Annotated in this window: 16 protein-coding genes; 5 read left to right on the forward strand and 11 right to left on the reverse strand. The window is 43.1% G+C overall.

Features of this window, described 5'->3' with window-relative positions:
• The first annotated feature begins 31 nt into the window (after positions 1-31).
• Positions 32-622 (forward strand): glycerol-3-phosphate 1-O-acyltransferase PlsY, encoded by a 591-nt coding sequence (plsY, locus tag QSH61_RS15235; RefSeq protein ID WP_029215929.1) that lies wholly within the window; start codon positions 32-34, stop codon positions 620-622.
• A 261-nt stretch (positions 623-883) separates the two neighbouring features.
• Here plsY and tsaD read toward each other — a convergent pair whose 3' ends face one another.
• Genes tsaD through QSH61_RS15250 form a run of 3 tightly spaced genes read right to left on the reverse strand, consistent with a single transcriptional unit; the run spans position 884 to position 2,871 of the window.
• Positions 884-1,897, reverse strand: coding sequence for a tRNA (adenosine(37)-N6)-threonylcarbamoyltransferase complex transferase subunit TsaD (gene tsaD, locus QSH61_RS15240; RefSeq protein ID WP_010607631.1), 1,014 nt, complete (start codon positions 1,895-1,897; stop codon positions 884-886).
• A 49-nt stretch (positions 1,898-1,946) separates the two neighbouring features.
• On the reverse strand, positions 1,947-2,540 hold the full coding sequence (locus QSH61_RS15245; RefSeq protein ID WP_010607630.1) for a YjaG family protein: 594 nt from the start codon (positions 2,538-2,540) through the stop codon (positions 1,947-1,949).
• Positions 2,524-2,871, reverse strand: a complete 348-nt coding sequence (locus tag QSH61_RS15250; protein ID WP_010607629.1) for a putative signal transducing protein — start codon at positions 2,869-2,871, stop codon at positions 2,524-2,526. The genes QSH61_RS15245 and QSH61_RS15250 overlap by 17 nt, the downstream gene beginning before the upstream one ends.
• 109 nt (positions 2,872-2,980) lie before the next feature.
• Here QSH61_RS15250 and QSH61_RS15255 point away from each other — a divergent pair, with 109 nt between their 5' ends.
• The 3 genes from QSH61_RS15255 to QSH61_RS15265 all read left to right on the forward strand — a co-directional run bounded on the left by QSH61_RS15255 (position 2,981) and on the right by QSH61_RS15265 (position 5,972).
• The gene (locus QSH61_RS15255; RefSeq protein ID WP_010374626.1) at positions 2,981-3,379 is read left to right on the forward strand and encodes a DUF2721 domain-containing protein; all 399 of its coding nucleotides are present in this window, start codon (positions 2,981-2,983) and stop codon (positions 3,377-3,379) included.
• A 58-nt stretch (positions 3,380-3,437) separates the two neighbouring features.
• On the forward strand, positions 3,438-4,961 hold the full coding sequence (locus tag QSH61_RS15260; RefSeq protein ID WP_010607628.1) for a DUF3369 domain-containing protein: 1,524 nt from the start codon (positions 3,438-3,440) through the stop codon (positions 4,959-4,961).
• Positions 4,962-5,069: 108 nt separating this feature from the next.
• The gene (locus QSH61_RS15265) at positions 5,070-5,972 is read left to right on the forward strand and encodes a LysR family transcriptional regulator (protein ID WP_010607627.1); all 903 of its coding nucleotides are present in this window, start codon (positions 5,070-5,072) and stop codon (positions 5,970-5,972) included.
• A 55-nt stretch (positions 5,973-6,027) separates the two neighbouring features.
• Here QSH61_RS15265 and ubiA read toward each other — a convergent pair whose 3' ends face one another.
• Together ubiA and QSH61_RS15275 are read right to left on the reverse strand one after the other, a co-directional pair.
• Complete coding sequence (gene ubiA, locus QSH61_RS15270; protein WP_206472117.1) at positions 6,028-6,891, reverse strand: 4-hydroxybenzoate octaprenyltransferase; 864 nt, start codon at positions 6,889-6,891, stop codon at positions 6,028-6,030.
• Positions 6,884-7,411 carry a chorismate--pyruvate lyase family protein gene (locus QSH61_RS15275; protein ID WP_227386861.1) on the reverse strand — a complete coding sequence of 176 codons (528 nt, stop codon included), beginning with the start codon at positions 7,409-7,411 and terminating at the stop codon, positions 6,884-6,886. Before QSH61_RS15275 ends, ubiA begins: the two co-directional genes overlap by 8 nt.
• A 157-nt stretch (positions 7,412-7,568) precedes the next feature.
• On the opposite strand from QSH61_RS15275, the gene QSH61_RS15280 reads away from it, so the two are divergent.
• Entirely contained in the window at positions 7,569-7,964 is a 396-nt protein-coding gene (locus tag QSH61_RS15280) for a flagellar basal body-associated protein FliL (protein ID WP_010607624.1), read from the forward strand.
• Positions 7,965-8,017: 53 nt separating this feature from the next.
• Here the strand turns inward: QSH61_RS15280 and glpG are convergent, their stop codons facing one another.
• The 6 genes from glpG to QSH61_RS15310 all read right to left on the reverse strand — a co-directional run bounded on the left by glpG (position 8,018) and on the right by QSH61_RS15310 (position 13,358).
• Positions 8,018-8,845, reverse strand: a complete 828-nt coding sequence (glpG, locus tag QSH61_RS15285) for a rhomboid family intramembrane serine protease GlpG (protein ID WP_010607623.1) — start codon at positions 8,843-8,845, stop codon at positions 8,018-8,020.
• Positions 8,842-9,159, reverse strand: coding sequence for a thiosulfate sulfurtransferase GlpE (gene glpE, locus QSH61_RS15290; protein WP_010374619.1), 318 nt, complete (start codon positions 9,157-9,159; stop codon positions 8,842-8,844). Before glpE ends, glpG begins: the two co-directional genes overlap by 4 nt.
• 104 nt (positions 9,160-9,263) lie before the next feature.
• Positions 9,264-10,289 carry an L-threonine 3-dehydrogenase gene (gene tdh / locus QSH61_RS15295; RefSeq protein ID WP_010607622.1) on the reverse strand — a complete coding sequence of 342 codons (1,026 nt, stop codon included), beginning with the start codon at positions 10,287-10,289 and terminating at the stop codon, positions 9,264-9,266.
• 43 nt (positions 10,290-10,332) lie between these two features.
• On the reverse strand, positions 10,333-11,529 hold the full coding sequence (locus QSH61_RS15300; RefSeq protein WP_010374617.1) for a glycine C-acetyltransferase: 1,197 nt from the start codon (positions 11,527-11,529) through the stop codon (positions 10,333-10,335).
• A 214-nt stretch (positions 11,530-11,743) separates the two neighbouring features.
• Complete coding sequence (gmhB, locus tag QSH61_RS15305) at positions 11,744-12,298, reverse strand: D-glycero-beta-D-manno-heptose 1,7-bisphosphate 7-phosphatase (RefSeq protein ID WP_206472115.1); 555 nt, start codon at positions 12,296-12,298, stop codon at positions 11,744-11,746.
• Positions 12,291-13,358 carry a glycosyltransferase family 9 protein gene (locus QSH61_RS15310; protein ID WP_174169747.1) on the reverse strand — a complete coding sequence of 356 codons (1,068 nt, stop codon included), beginning with the start codon at positions 13,356-13,358 and terminating at the stop codon, positions 12,291-12,293. Before QSH61_RS15310 ends, gmhB begins: the two co-directional genes overlap by 8 nt.
• Between the last annotated feature and the right edge of the window lie 40 nt (positions 13,359-13,398).

The following is a 13,398-nucleotide window of genomic DNA, read 5'->3' on the forward strand; positions in this document are numbered from 1 at the left end:
CAAAACAACGCAATAAAAAATAAGGAAGACAGTGTTAATCAGTTTAATGTGCGTATGTGCTTATTTATTGGGATCGATTTCCTCAGCGATTCTGGTTTGTCGGTTATTCAATCTACCAGATCCACGCTTTAATGGTTCTAATAATCCAGGCGCAACCAATGTATTAAGATTGGGAGGAAAGATCCCAGCTGCGCTGGTGCTCGTCTTCGATATTTTAAAGGGAACCATCCCGGTGTGGGGAGCCTACTTTCTGAAAATAGAACCTGTGTGGTTAGGTGCAATAGCCGTAAGCGCATGCCTTGGTCACATTTATCCTATTTTCTTCCACTTTAACGGTGGTAAAGCGGTAGCAACGGCATTTGGTGCGCTATTACCGATCGGCTTGTCATTGGGTGGGCTATTGATTAGTACGTGGCTCGTGGTGCTAGCGCTAACACGCTATTCTTCACTCGCAGCGATTGTCGCAGTCGCAGCAGCTCCACTTTACACATGGTGGATAAAACCGCTTTATACGGTGCCGGTAAGCTTTTTAACTGTGGTGATTATTATTCGTCATAGGGCAAATATTAAAAGGCTCTTGAGTGGTAAAGAGCCCAAGGTGGGGAAAAAGTCTAAAGACTAGGGCCTGTTTACCTTTCAAGTTTGTTTTTGCAGCAGTTTGATTGGTATTTGTACAAGGCAGAGCCTGCGTAGCATAGTTATTCTATGTGAGTCAGGCGAGAACACAGTAGAAATGCTAATCAAGCGCTGCCCTTTGGGTTCACCTGAGTGCGCTTTGTTCATTGTTGCTCAACTTTTGCCTAGATTACTAGGCGGCAAGTCGAGCGTCGCGACCAAAACACACTCAGGAGAACAAAAATCAAACAGCAAAGATCAACAGACCCTAGACTTTTTCTAGACTATCCAGCGGCCAACGTGGCTTAGTTTTCATATCAAGTGGCGCATGTTGACCTGCTTTTAGGCGCTGCATTCCTGCATAAGCTATCATCGCCCCATTGTCTGTACAAAATTCAGTGCGCGGATAATAAACTCGCCCTTTCATGCCAAGCATCATGCGCTCAAGCTTTTGCCTAAGTTCTGTATTGGCGCTGACGCCACCTGCAATCACCAGGCTTTTAATGCCTGTTTCTTTCAGTGCCCGCTTGCACTTAATCGCTAGTGTTTCTACGACCGCAGTTTGAAAGGCATGAGCGATATCTGCTTTCGTTTGCTCATCATCGCCTTCATTACGAATCGTGTTTGCCGCTGCGGTTTTTAATCCACTGAAACTAAAATCCAGACCTGGTCTGTCTGTCATCGGTTTTGGAAAAGTAAATCGCCCTGCTTGACCCTGTGTCGCCATTTTCGCAAGCATTGGGCCGCCAGGATAATCAAGACCGAGTAGCTTTGCGGTTTTATCAAATGCTTCACCAGCAGCATCATCCACTGACTCACCAAGTACCTCATACTCACCGATACCTGAGACTTTGACCATCATGGTATGACCACCAGAGACTAGCAGCGCGACGAATGGGAACTCTGGTTTATCGTCTTCAAGCATAGGGGCAAGCAAATGGCCTTCCATATGATGTACGGCAACGGCTGGGATCCCCCAACCAAATGCTAACGAGCGACCAATTGAGGTGCCAACTAACAGAGCACCGACCAAACCCGGCCCTGCGGTATAAGCAATGCCATCAAGGTCTTCAGGACCGCAACCCGCTTGCGCGAAAGCAGCTTCAATAAGAGGGATCGTTTTGCGTACATGATCACGAGAAGCAAGTTCAGGCACTACCCCACCATAATCGGCGTGTACTTTTACCTGAGAATATAATTGATGTGCCAACAGCCCTTGCTCATCATCATAAATAGCAATACCCGTCTCATCACATGAGGATTCTATACCCAAAATACGCAAGTTACTTTCTCCAAACTCTTTACTGCAGCCGCTGATTATACGAAATCAGCTACTCAAGTTCCAAACCAATATTTGTTTGGCCGTCAGCTAGTGCCAAGGCCTTTAGCGACTTCACCGAGTCGCTGCTAATACGCCCCATATTTTCCACGTGTTCGATAAGCTCAGCGAGGATTTCAATTTCATACTGCATCTGCGGGTGTTCACGCACTAACTCATTCGTTGGAGATATATCTTCCGCCATCAACATAAACTCGATGTATTTAGCTACCGTTGCCTGAGAAATTTTGGCAACGCTTACAAACTCATGTTCATCTTTTGTCATTAGGCCTTGCAACATGCCTAACAGCGCTGTCGCTACATCGATTGCGGGATAGGTACCAAACATATCGAACTCACTGAGCTCAGGTACATTTGGTTCAACCTTTTCAACCAGCTTTTCTAAGCTAATTTTGCTCTTTGGCAGTAATATTTTCTCCCAGATTAAATTCAGCGCATTTCTGAGAACTTGCTCGTCGCCAAAACCCGTAGCCTCACTAAATAATGAATAATTTGGCAACATACGCTCAATAATAGCAGCACCTAAGACTGCCTTTTGAAGATAATTTAACTCTCTAATTCTTTGAAAGTTATTTGCTTTGCTCATGCTTATTTCCACATTGCCAGCAATATTCAAACGCTGGTCCATTTAATTCTGCACAGTGGTTACATAGCCAATCCGACAGCTCGGCGGCACTGCGATGACGTGATTTGTTATAGTTTACCAATATTTCCTGAGCCTCGGGTAACTTTATTGCATAAACAAAGAGCTTGATGGCAGCTTGCTCTGCTGGAATTTCACCAATAGCACCTGACAAATGCTCACCTTGTAAGCGAACCTGAATATTCGCTTGTTCTAGTTGACCTTTGAGTAAATGCGCTTCAACAAAGCCGCTGATAGCGCACAATTGCACCCAATGAAAAGATTGTTCACTCATTGCATTATCTTCACTATTGAATTAGCACTCAATGTGCTCATTTGTTTCTTGATAAAATCATTCATTATCATCACACTTAAACATCAAGCTATTCCATTAAAATACGACTATGACTCTAACAACACCGGGCCTATTATTCCCAGCAATTTCTTTATTACTGCTCGCTTACACCAATCGCTTTTTGGTACTCGCACAATTGATCCGTGAATTAAACGCTCGAGAAGGCGACACCATAAGATCCTTGGTTAAAGCGCAAATCGAAAACTTAAGGAAACGAATTAGATTAATCAGACGAATGCAAGTATGGGGCGTAATTGCGTTTTTACTTTGTACGTCTTCAATGTTTGCCTTGTTCCTTGAAATATCCTTACTTGGCGTAACATTATTTGGTGCGAGTCTCTGTAGCCTAACCTTATCATTGCTACTTTCTCTTTATGAAATCCACATTTCTTGCGATGCAATCGAACTAGAATTGCAAAATATCGAGAAAAAACCTCAACAAGATTAGCGGCCTTGTTACTGCCGACTATACTAACGTTGAGTCAGCATAAAAAGAGGAGCAATCTGTGAGCGGATTTTTGTTCTCAGATGAAGTGCTAGAAAGCCCAATAAATCAAATGGCCGATACCTACTGGGATATTCTGGTTGTAGACGATGAAGAAGACATTCACCAAGTGACTAAGCTGGTGTTGTCCGGCTTTAAGTTTGAGAATAAAGCATTGAGATTTCATCATGCCTACTCAGCACAAGAAGCAAAAGTCATCTTGGACACGGAGCAGAATATTTCTGTAGGCCTTATTGATGTCGTGATGGAAAGTAATCATGCAGGGCTTGATTTAGTGCGATATATCCGTGATGACTTAGAAAACTTTGATATTCGCCTTGTGCTGCGCACAGGGCAGCCAGGTGAAGCACCGGAAGAATCGGTTATTCGCGATTACGATATTAATGACTATAAGAACAAAACCGAGCTCACTGCCGTCAAGTTAAAAACGCTGCTCTATTCTGCTTTACGCGCTCACCGGGATATTCAAACCATCGAAAAGCACAAAATGGGACTCGAACGCATTATTGATGCATCTTCGAATTTTTTAAAGTGTAGCAATATTCAGGATTTTGCATCAACTATATTATCCCATGTATCCGCTGTAATGGGATTATCAGATTCGGAAATATACTGTGCAGCAGCAGTAAATCATCAAGCTAATGAGCCCACAAAATTTAAGTTACTAGCAGCCTCTGGTGCAGGCGTAGAGCCAAGTAATGTAACTTTGCCAGAGAATGTACAAAATTTATTTATAGAAACGCACAACAAAAAATCATCGATGAAGACCCGCAATGAATATATCGGCTACTTCCCTTCCCGAGAAGGCAGTGAAACGATGATTTATGTGAGTAAGGATAGCGATCTTCATAGCATGGATTTCCAGCTACTTGAATTTTTTGCAAACAATATAGCGCTAGCCTACGACAACTTAAAGTTGCGTGAAACCGTCAAAGACTCTCAAAAAGAGCTTTCTTATATTTTGGGTGAAGCCGTCGAAAAACGCTCGAAAGAAACAGGCTCCCACGTAAAACGCGTGGCACATTATAGTATGCTTTTAGCCCAGCTTTATGGACTTTCTCACTACCATGCAGAAATCATCAAACTCGCCTCTCCGCTCCATGATATTGGCAAAATCAGTATTCCAGATCAAATCCTGAATAAACCCGGAAAACTCACTGATGAAGAATGGATAATTATGCAAACTCACGCACAGCAAGGGTTTGAAATCTTAAAAAATTCAACAAATGAGATTCTGCAATGTGGTGCATTAATTGCGCATCAACATCACGAAAAGTGGGATGGCTCTGGGTATCCAAACGGCTTGAAAGCTGAGCAAATAAACATTGTCGGGAGGATCACAGCACTGGCGGATGTCTTTGATGCACTGGGCAGCGAGCGTTGTTATAAGCCCGCTTGGCCGCTGGAAAAGATAATTGAATTACTCAATAAAGAAAGAGGAAAACAATTTGACCCCAAATTAGTTGACCTTTTTCTAAATAATCTGGAACAATTTATTGAGATACGTGACAGGTATCCTGACTAACTTTGTAATCAGAATGTAAAAACTTCACTTTCTTTTTCTCGTTTTGTGTATTACTATTGGGAAAAGACGTAGTAAATGTGTTTTAGTTGAAATTAAAAGGAATTTCACATGAGATTTGAACAACTCGAGCAGTTCGTAGCATTAGGTAATTTAAGACATTTTAGACAAGCCGCAGAACAAACCCAGATCAGTACTTCAGCGCTTACCCGAAGCATCCAAACCCTTGAAGATGAAATAGGTTGTGAACTCGTTAAACGTTCAACGCGTTCAGTAAAATTAACTGAGCAAGGTGAACTGTTCTTAAAGTATTGTAAAACGACGCTATCAGAACTCGACCTAACCAAGAAAACCATCAAGCAAAGTTTGTTTGGTCGCGATAACCAGAAGTTAATTATTGGTTATACAACACAAGCAAGTAGCATTGTGCCAGTTTCTTGCGGTCAGTTTTTAGCTCAGTATCCTAATGTAAAAATCGAGATGCAGTTACAAGATGAGTTGGAGCTTACTCGCAAGCTGCAACTTGGTGAAATTGATATTAGCGTATATTTACAAAGCGCAAATAGCATAGTGAGCGATATTCACCTACCCGATCAGCTAGTTTTGTTTGTTTCTAGAAACCACCCTCTAGCAAACCAAGACAGCATTAGAAAAGCTGAATTAACGCAATATCCTATGTATGGGTGCTTTTCCCAATCAAAGCAAGTTCAAGGTATGCTTAATGAAGCCGTTGATTCGCTAAACAAATCAACCAGCGTTAAAATTGGTAATATTGAGCAAGTAATTGATGGCTTAAAGAATAGCAACAGTTTCGCAATTGCTAGCATTGAGCATTCCAAAACCATCGCACAAGATCCTAACTTAGTTTTCTTAAAAACCAATAAGGCATTGGATAGAGAGCAATTGATTGTACAAACCAATCATCAAATTGGTTCAAATGCACATATAAATCACTTGCTTGAGCTAATCGAAGATGCAGCATCTTCATCTAGCAAAAAAACAGTAACTTATTAGTTGCAAAAAAACGGGCAAATAATCTGTATTACTTGCCCGTTTTTAATAACCGGCTTTAGAGCGGTAAAAACCCCAACATGACCCCTACAAAAATCGCCAAGCCAACATAATTATTGTTTAAAAAAGCCCAAAAACATCTGTCTCTATCTCTTTTGCGTATGGCATATTGTTGCTTAACAAGCAGCACAGAGGCTGCGAGTAAGCCACACCAAAAAGCGAGGTTTAAATCAAACGTTACACCAACTGCCGCCATCATCGCGATAAATGTGATGTTGAGCAACGCAATAATGTGGAGATCCCATTTTCCGAATAAAATCGCAGTAGACTTTACCCCAATCTTCAAATCATCATCCCTATCTACCATGGCGTACATGGTGTCATAAGCGACCGTCCAAATTAAATTCGCAGCAAACAACACCCAAGCAAGTACTGGCACATTCTGATTTACTGCCATAAAGGCCATCGGTATCGCCCAGCTAAAAGCAGCCCCAAGTACGATTTGAGGTAAGTTTGTATAACGCTTCATGAAAGGATAGACAGAAGCCAACACAAGTGCACCAAACGATAATGCAATAGTCTGCCAGTTTAAAAAAAGCACCAGAATAAAAGCTAGCGTTACCAAAATAGAAAATAGTCCTAGCGCTTCTTTACTCGTCACGGCCCCCCTTGCAAGCGGTCTTGTCGCCGTACGCTTTACAGCCCCATCAACCTTGCGATCGGCGAAATCGTTGATAACACAGCCCGCACTTCGCATTAGAAATACACCAAGTGCAAAAGTAACAATAAGCCAGATACTTGGAATACCTTCAGCTGCAAACCACAGTGACCAAAGTGTTGGCCACAATAATAGTAAAGTTCCGATTGGCTTATCTAATCGCATAAGTTGGCTGTAAGCCTGCCATTTCTGGTGTTCAATCATAAAAGCTTTCCGATATAAAGACTTCACAAACTAAAATCTTTGCTTTACCGTTTTTAAACCAGCTTCTTCTGGCAAATAAACGCTCTGGGACGACGCCAGTGGTGGGTGCAATAAGCTCAATCAGCGCTGGATAGTCTGAAGTAGCTAAACGAAGATACTCAAGGGTTCCGCGCTGCCAATTTGAATCAGTAAACAGTAACTCACCTAACGGCGTCTCACCAATTGCATCCATTCCGACAGTACATGCGTCCTCATTGAGCCAACTTTGTCCAAATACAGCTGCTTTACCGTTACAATTTAGCGTTACTTCTCGGCACCAAACCTGTTCAGAAAGATCTGTACGTAACGCATCTGGAGCGCTCCTGAACTCATTAGCAAGCACAGTCACAGAAAATTTATCACAAGTTTCTTTCAATTTTGCGGTTAGAGATTGGGTCTCTAGTAAATAAGAAGAAAGTGCTGGCTCAACATCCACCAACTGTGTGCTCTTCAGCCAGGGGAGCTCTAAGGGTAATTGCAAAGGCAACGTTCTATTTCCGTTTTAAAAATCCGCGGTCATAATAGCAGAGCAGAGGCTTTCTAAAAAGTTTATGTTTGTGCTGAAGCCAACTGTAAAATCAACGTAATTATGTATAAACTAAGTAAAAAGTAACTTGCATTAGGATACCTGATAAAACATGAGACTGTTGGCTGTTGTACTCACTTTGTGCATTGCATTAACCGCGGCTTCCCCTGTAAAAGCGGATTCAACTATTGGGTATTTCGGGTTTGAGCCAGATATCATCACGAACTACATAGGCCAATCTAATAAAAAGCTTGGCTATGTCCGAGTCACCGTTGACCTAATGCTGAATGACGTTGCGAATATTGCCGTGGTTGAGCACCATACGCCTTTACTAAGAGATGCAATTGTACAGATCCTGAGTAAAGAAAACGAAGAAACCATTAAGTCATTAACTGGCAGAGAAGAAATCAGAAAGCGCTGTGCTGAAAAGCTAAAGACATTGCTAAAAGAAGAAACTGGGCAGGAAATTGTTCGAGATGTGCTTTTTACCAAATATTTATATCACTAACCGAATCAACTCATACAAGAACTCGGAAGCGCTAGATTCCGAGTTCGAAGTAACTAGCTATTCTCTTTGAGTTGCCTGTTGATAGGCCAAAATACCGCAACCAACATACCTGATAGCAGTCCGAACAAATGTGCCCAGTTAGCCATGTTGATGAAAAACATATCCGTAAATCCAAACAGCATCCAAAGCAGCATAAAACCAATAACAGGCTTAGAGACCAAAGCGGCTCCGGCAGGATTTCGATGACCAATTACCCAGCAAAAGCCTAGTAGTCCGTAGACCACGCCACTTAGTCCACCAAAATTAGCGTCAACAAATAGGTACTGCATAAAATTACTGGTTAAGCCGGTTACAAAGTAGATGCAAACTAACGCCCAGAGCCCTAGTTTCTCTGAAATTTGCGCGCCAAGGTGTAACCACCAGCTTAAATTAAAAATCAAATGTATGGCGCTAAAATGTATCAGTGTAGGCGCTATCCAAGTCCAAGGTTTATCTAGGGAGAAACGTAGCGCAGAAAAGATGCCATTAGCGTCACCAAATAACATGGCGACAAAAATAATAATACTGACACCAAAAACGCCCTGTAATAACCAGTTCAATCCCAAAAAGCGCTTTACTAAGTTTAAGTTTTGGCCTTGGTAGCTAAATAACCCCTGTGTACTTCCGGTTTGCCAAGAAGCCGCTTGATATAGTTCAGCCTCAGGTTGCTCCAAAAACGTTTGCCAAAGACGCATAGCAAGCGCTTCATCACCACGCTCTAGCCAAACTTCAACTTGTTGCCCATCGTGACTTTGCAAAACACAATAAACCCCTTGCGTCTTAAAATAATCGACCGCACCTTGTGCTAGTCGTGCATTGTGATAATGGGCTATTAACTTCACTTTTCAATCTCGTTTGGCAATTCACTCGCCCACTGCGTAAAACCGCCATCCATACTGTAAACATCTTCAAAGCCTTGCTCAACTAGGTAGTTAGCAGCGCCTTGTGAGGAGATCCCGTGATAACACACCACAACAATAGGTTGGTCAAACTCTTTTTCCTGCATAAAATGCGCAAGATTAGCGTTAGATAAATGCTCAGCGCCTGGGATATGCCCTTGTGCAAAAGTATTTTCATCGCGGATGTCTGCTACCACTACATCATCATTGCCTAAAAGCGCTTGTGTGTCTGCTACTGAAATATGTTTAAAAGACATGTGTTACCCATTTAAAACTAAAAAATAAAAGACGGCTTAAGCCTTATCGACCTAGCCGTCTTTCTATTATAACTACTCATTCATGCACTAAGCAAAGTTGAGCATTAATCCCAATTCAGAATCACTTTACCTGATTGCCCTGAAATCATCGTATCAAAGCCAGTCTGGAAGTCATCAACATGGAACTGATGTGTAATGATTGGGTCAAGGTTTAAGCCTGACTGGATCAAACTTGCCATTTTGTACCAAGTTTCAAACATTTCACGGCCGTAAATCCCCTTGATCACTAGACCCTTGAAGATCACTTGGTTCCAATCCACCGCCATGTCAGAAGGAGGAATGCCCAGCATTGCAATCTTACCACCATGGTTCATGCTGTTTAACATGCCCTTAAATGCAGAAGGAACACCTGACATTTCAAGCCCAACATCGAACCCTTCTGTCATACCAAGATCTTTCATAACCGTTTCGAGGCTTTCGTTGGCAACATTTACTGCTCGCGTAGCACCCATTTTAGTGGCAAGTTCAAGGCGATATTCGTTTACATCTGTGATCACCACATGACGCGCACCGACGTGCTTCGCCACTGCCGCAGCCATAATACCAATTGGACCCGCACCTGTAATGAGGACATCTTCACCAACTAAGTCAAACGACAATGCGGTGTGCACTGCATTACCGAATGGGTCGAAGATAGAAGCGAGTTCGTCAGAAATATTGTCAGGGATCTTAAACGCATTATAAGCAGGAATAACCAAGTATTCTGCAAATGAACCTTCGCGGTTAACGCCTACCCCAATGGTGTTACGACATAGGTGAACACGACCAGCACGACAATTACGACAATGACCACATGTGATATGACCTTCACCAGATACTCTGTCGCCAATGCTAAAGCCACGTACCTCTTGGCCCATATCGACCACTTCACCTACGTATTCGTGTCCCACAACCATTGGAGTTGGGATCGTGTTTTGTGCCCACTCATCCCATTTGTAGATGTGTACGTCGGTACCACAAATTGCTGTTTTACGGATTTTGATCAATAGATCGTTGTGCCCTACTTCCGGTTTTGGCACATCCGCCATCCAAATTCCTTCTTCAGCTTTCAACTTGGATAATGCTTTCATAGTATTCGCTCGTTAGCTGCACCGGCTTAAGCCGGTGGCAAAATTAAATGACGCCTAGGTCTTTACCAATACGGGTAAAGGCTTCGATTGCTTTGTCTAGCTGCTCAGTCGTATGCGCAGCTGAAATTTGTGTTCTGATCCTAGCTTGACCTTTTGGCACGACAGGATAAGAGAAACCGATCACATAGATCCCTTCAGCTAGCAGTCTGTCAGCCATTTCTGAGGCCACTTTGGCATCGCCTAACATAACCGGAATAATCGCGTGATCTTTACCCGCACAAGTAAAGCCAACAGCTTCCATCTTAGTACGGAAGTAAGCTGCGTTATCCCATAGTTTAGCACGTAGGGCATCGCCTTCTTTCATCATGTCTAGTACCTTGATTGAAGCTGTAACAATTGAAGGCGCTAGCGAGTTTGAGAATAAATAAGGACGTGAACGCTGACGTAACCACTCTACGATTTCTTTCTTACCAGAGGTGTAACCGCCCGATGCACCGCCAAGTGCTTTACCAAGCGTTCCTGTAATGATATCCACTCGGTCTAATACACCACAGTATTCCGGTGTTCCGCGGCCATTTTCACCGACAAAACCCACCGCGTGTGAATCATCAACCATCACTAATGCGTCATACTTGTCCGCTAAGTCACAAACCGCTTTTAAGTTACAAATAACGCCATCCATTGAGAATACGCCATCGGTGGCGATAAGCTTGGTTTTCACACCAGCTTCATCAGCGGCTATTAACTGCTGCTCAAGATCAGCCATATCGTTGTTAGCGTAGCGGAAACGCTTAGCTTTACATAAACGCACACCATCAATGATAGAAGCGTGATTTAATGAGTCCGAGATAATTGCATCTTCAGGGCCTAAGATAGTTTCGAATAAACCAGCATTGGCATCAAAGCATGAAGAGTAAAGGATAGTATCTTCTGTTTCTAGAAATTCACTGATCTTTGCTTCAAGCGTTTTATGAATATCTTGCGTACCGCAGATAAAACGCACCGATGCAACACCAAAACCATGATCATCAAGGCCGCCTTGCGCCGCTTTAATTAGCTCTGGGTGATTCGCCAAACCTAGATAGTTATTTGCACAGAAGTTAATTACACTTTCGCCAGTCGATACTGCAATTTCAGCTTGCTGCTGAGAAGTGATAATACGCTCTTTTTTATATAATCCTTCAGCTTTTACTTCTTCAATTTGTTGCTGAAGCTGGCTGTAGAAGGCCGATGCTCTCATCTGGGAGTCTCCATTTTTTGCACGGTGATAGTAAGCTACGTATCGCCATAGGCGGTTGTCATTCTCACTATCAGAAGTTAACGCTTGTGCTAATTAGCTCAAGTTAATTGGAACGTACCAATTCAATCATACCTGGTACATTAAAAGATATCTTTATTTTAAAAGGTTCACACAATAAATGCACGATTTGCGACAACTGGCAGCAAACTTTATTTTACTCAGACAAACATAGTGCGGCTGGTACCTCCGCCAACGAAGCACATACTTTGTCCGCGAGCTGTTGTTGCTCTTGACTAAAACTCTGCCCAGACTCAACTAAAATGGCTGTTTTTACGCCAGCAGCGCGGGCAGCCTTGATGTCTGAGACTTTATCACCAATCATAATACTTTGCGCAGGATCCAAGTCATGCTCGGCTATCGCTTGCAGCAGCATCCCGGGTTCTGGTTTACGACAGTCACACTCTACTTTATATGGGCCTTGTGCCTTTTCAGGGTGGTGAGGACAAAAATAAACACCAGCGATGTCAACACCATGCGCCTTAAACTGCGCGCACATCCACTCGCTTAACGCGTGAAATTGTGCTTCATCGTAGTAACCTCGGCCAATGCCCGACTGATTCGTCACGACCACAATTTTATAACCGGCTTTGCTAAATGCTTGGCAGGCACTGAATACCCCATCGATAAACTCAAAATCCGCGATTTTATGAACATAGGCGTGATCTTTATTAACAACGCCGTCTCTGTCTAAAAATACTGCCTTATGCATTGGTCACGATCTCCTGCTCTTTTATTACTCGCTCAAACATCGTAATTACTGCATCAACAGAAATTTGAGACATGAGTTCGCTACCTTTTACCCGTGTTCCCCAGGGTAATTGCTCAGCAGTTTTACCCTTTTGCGCAATGAGGTTTTGATGATAAACCTCAACTACATAGTCTTGATACAGATATGGCCCTGTGCGAGTTGGGTTGGAGTGAGCATACAAACCGATCACCGGCGTTCCAACTGTCACAGCCATATGAGCAGGCCCAGTATCAGGTGCTAGCACCAATTCGGCTTGATCCAACACACAAAGTAGGGTTTTCAAATCAGTTTTTCCCACTAAGTTTAATAACTCAGCTTGACTGTGTTTTTGAATTTCGGCTGCTAAGCTTTGCTCAAGCTCCGTTGGGCCACCCGTTATCACCACATGAAACCCCAATGCAGCAGCATGATCTGCAACCCTAGCATAACGCTCAGGAAGCCAATTGCGCTCGGCTTTACTTGCCGCAGGCGATATCACAAAAACCTTGCCTTCAGGTAATAGCGATTTTGCCGCAGCTCGATGAGCTGCCGTCACTGGCATCTGCCATGTTGGCTCACCGCACTCAGCACCAATTGCACGGGCAAAGTTTTGGAAACCTTCGAGCACATGTGGCGACTTTTGAGGTGCGATCCGCTTATTAATAAACAAGCTGTGTAACTCTTTTGAGCGCCCTTTATCAAAGCCTATTTTTTGCTTTGCAGGAATAACTCGCGCAACAAGGTTGGCTCTTAACGCAACCTGCATATGTAGTAATACGTCAAACTTTTGCCCTTTGAACTTTGCCTTTAACGCCTTGAGCGCGGCTTTACCCTGCTTTTTGTCAAATACGACGAGCTCAACACCGGGTAGGTCAGCCAGTAACATGGCTTCCACTTTACCTATCACCCACGTTATTTTCGCTTGCGGATGTGCGCGTTGGATCGCCTGTACAGCACTCACTGCATGGCACACGTCGCCAATCGCAGAAAGTCGCAAAATACAAATAGAGGTCAAGGATTTGCTCAAAACAATAGTTCTCATGGAAAGTAACAAGCGCTTGATCTTAAATTAATCAAACAAG

The sequence above is a fragment of the Pseudoalteromonas sp. JC3 genome (assembly GCF_030291895.1).
GTDB lineage: Bacteria > Pseudomonadota > Gammaproteobacteria > Enterobacterales > Alteromonadaceae > Pseudoalteromonas.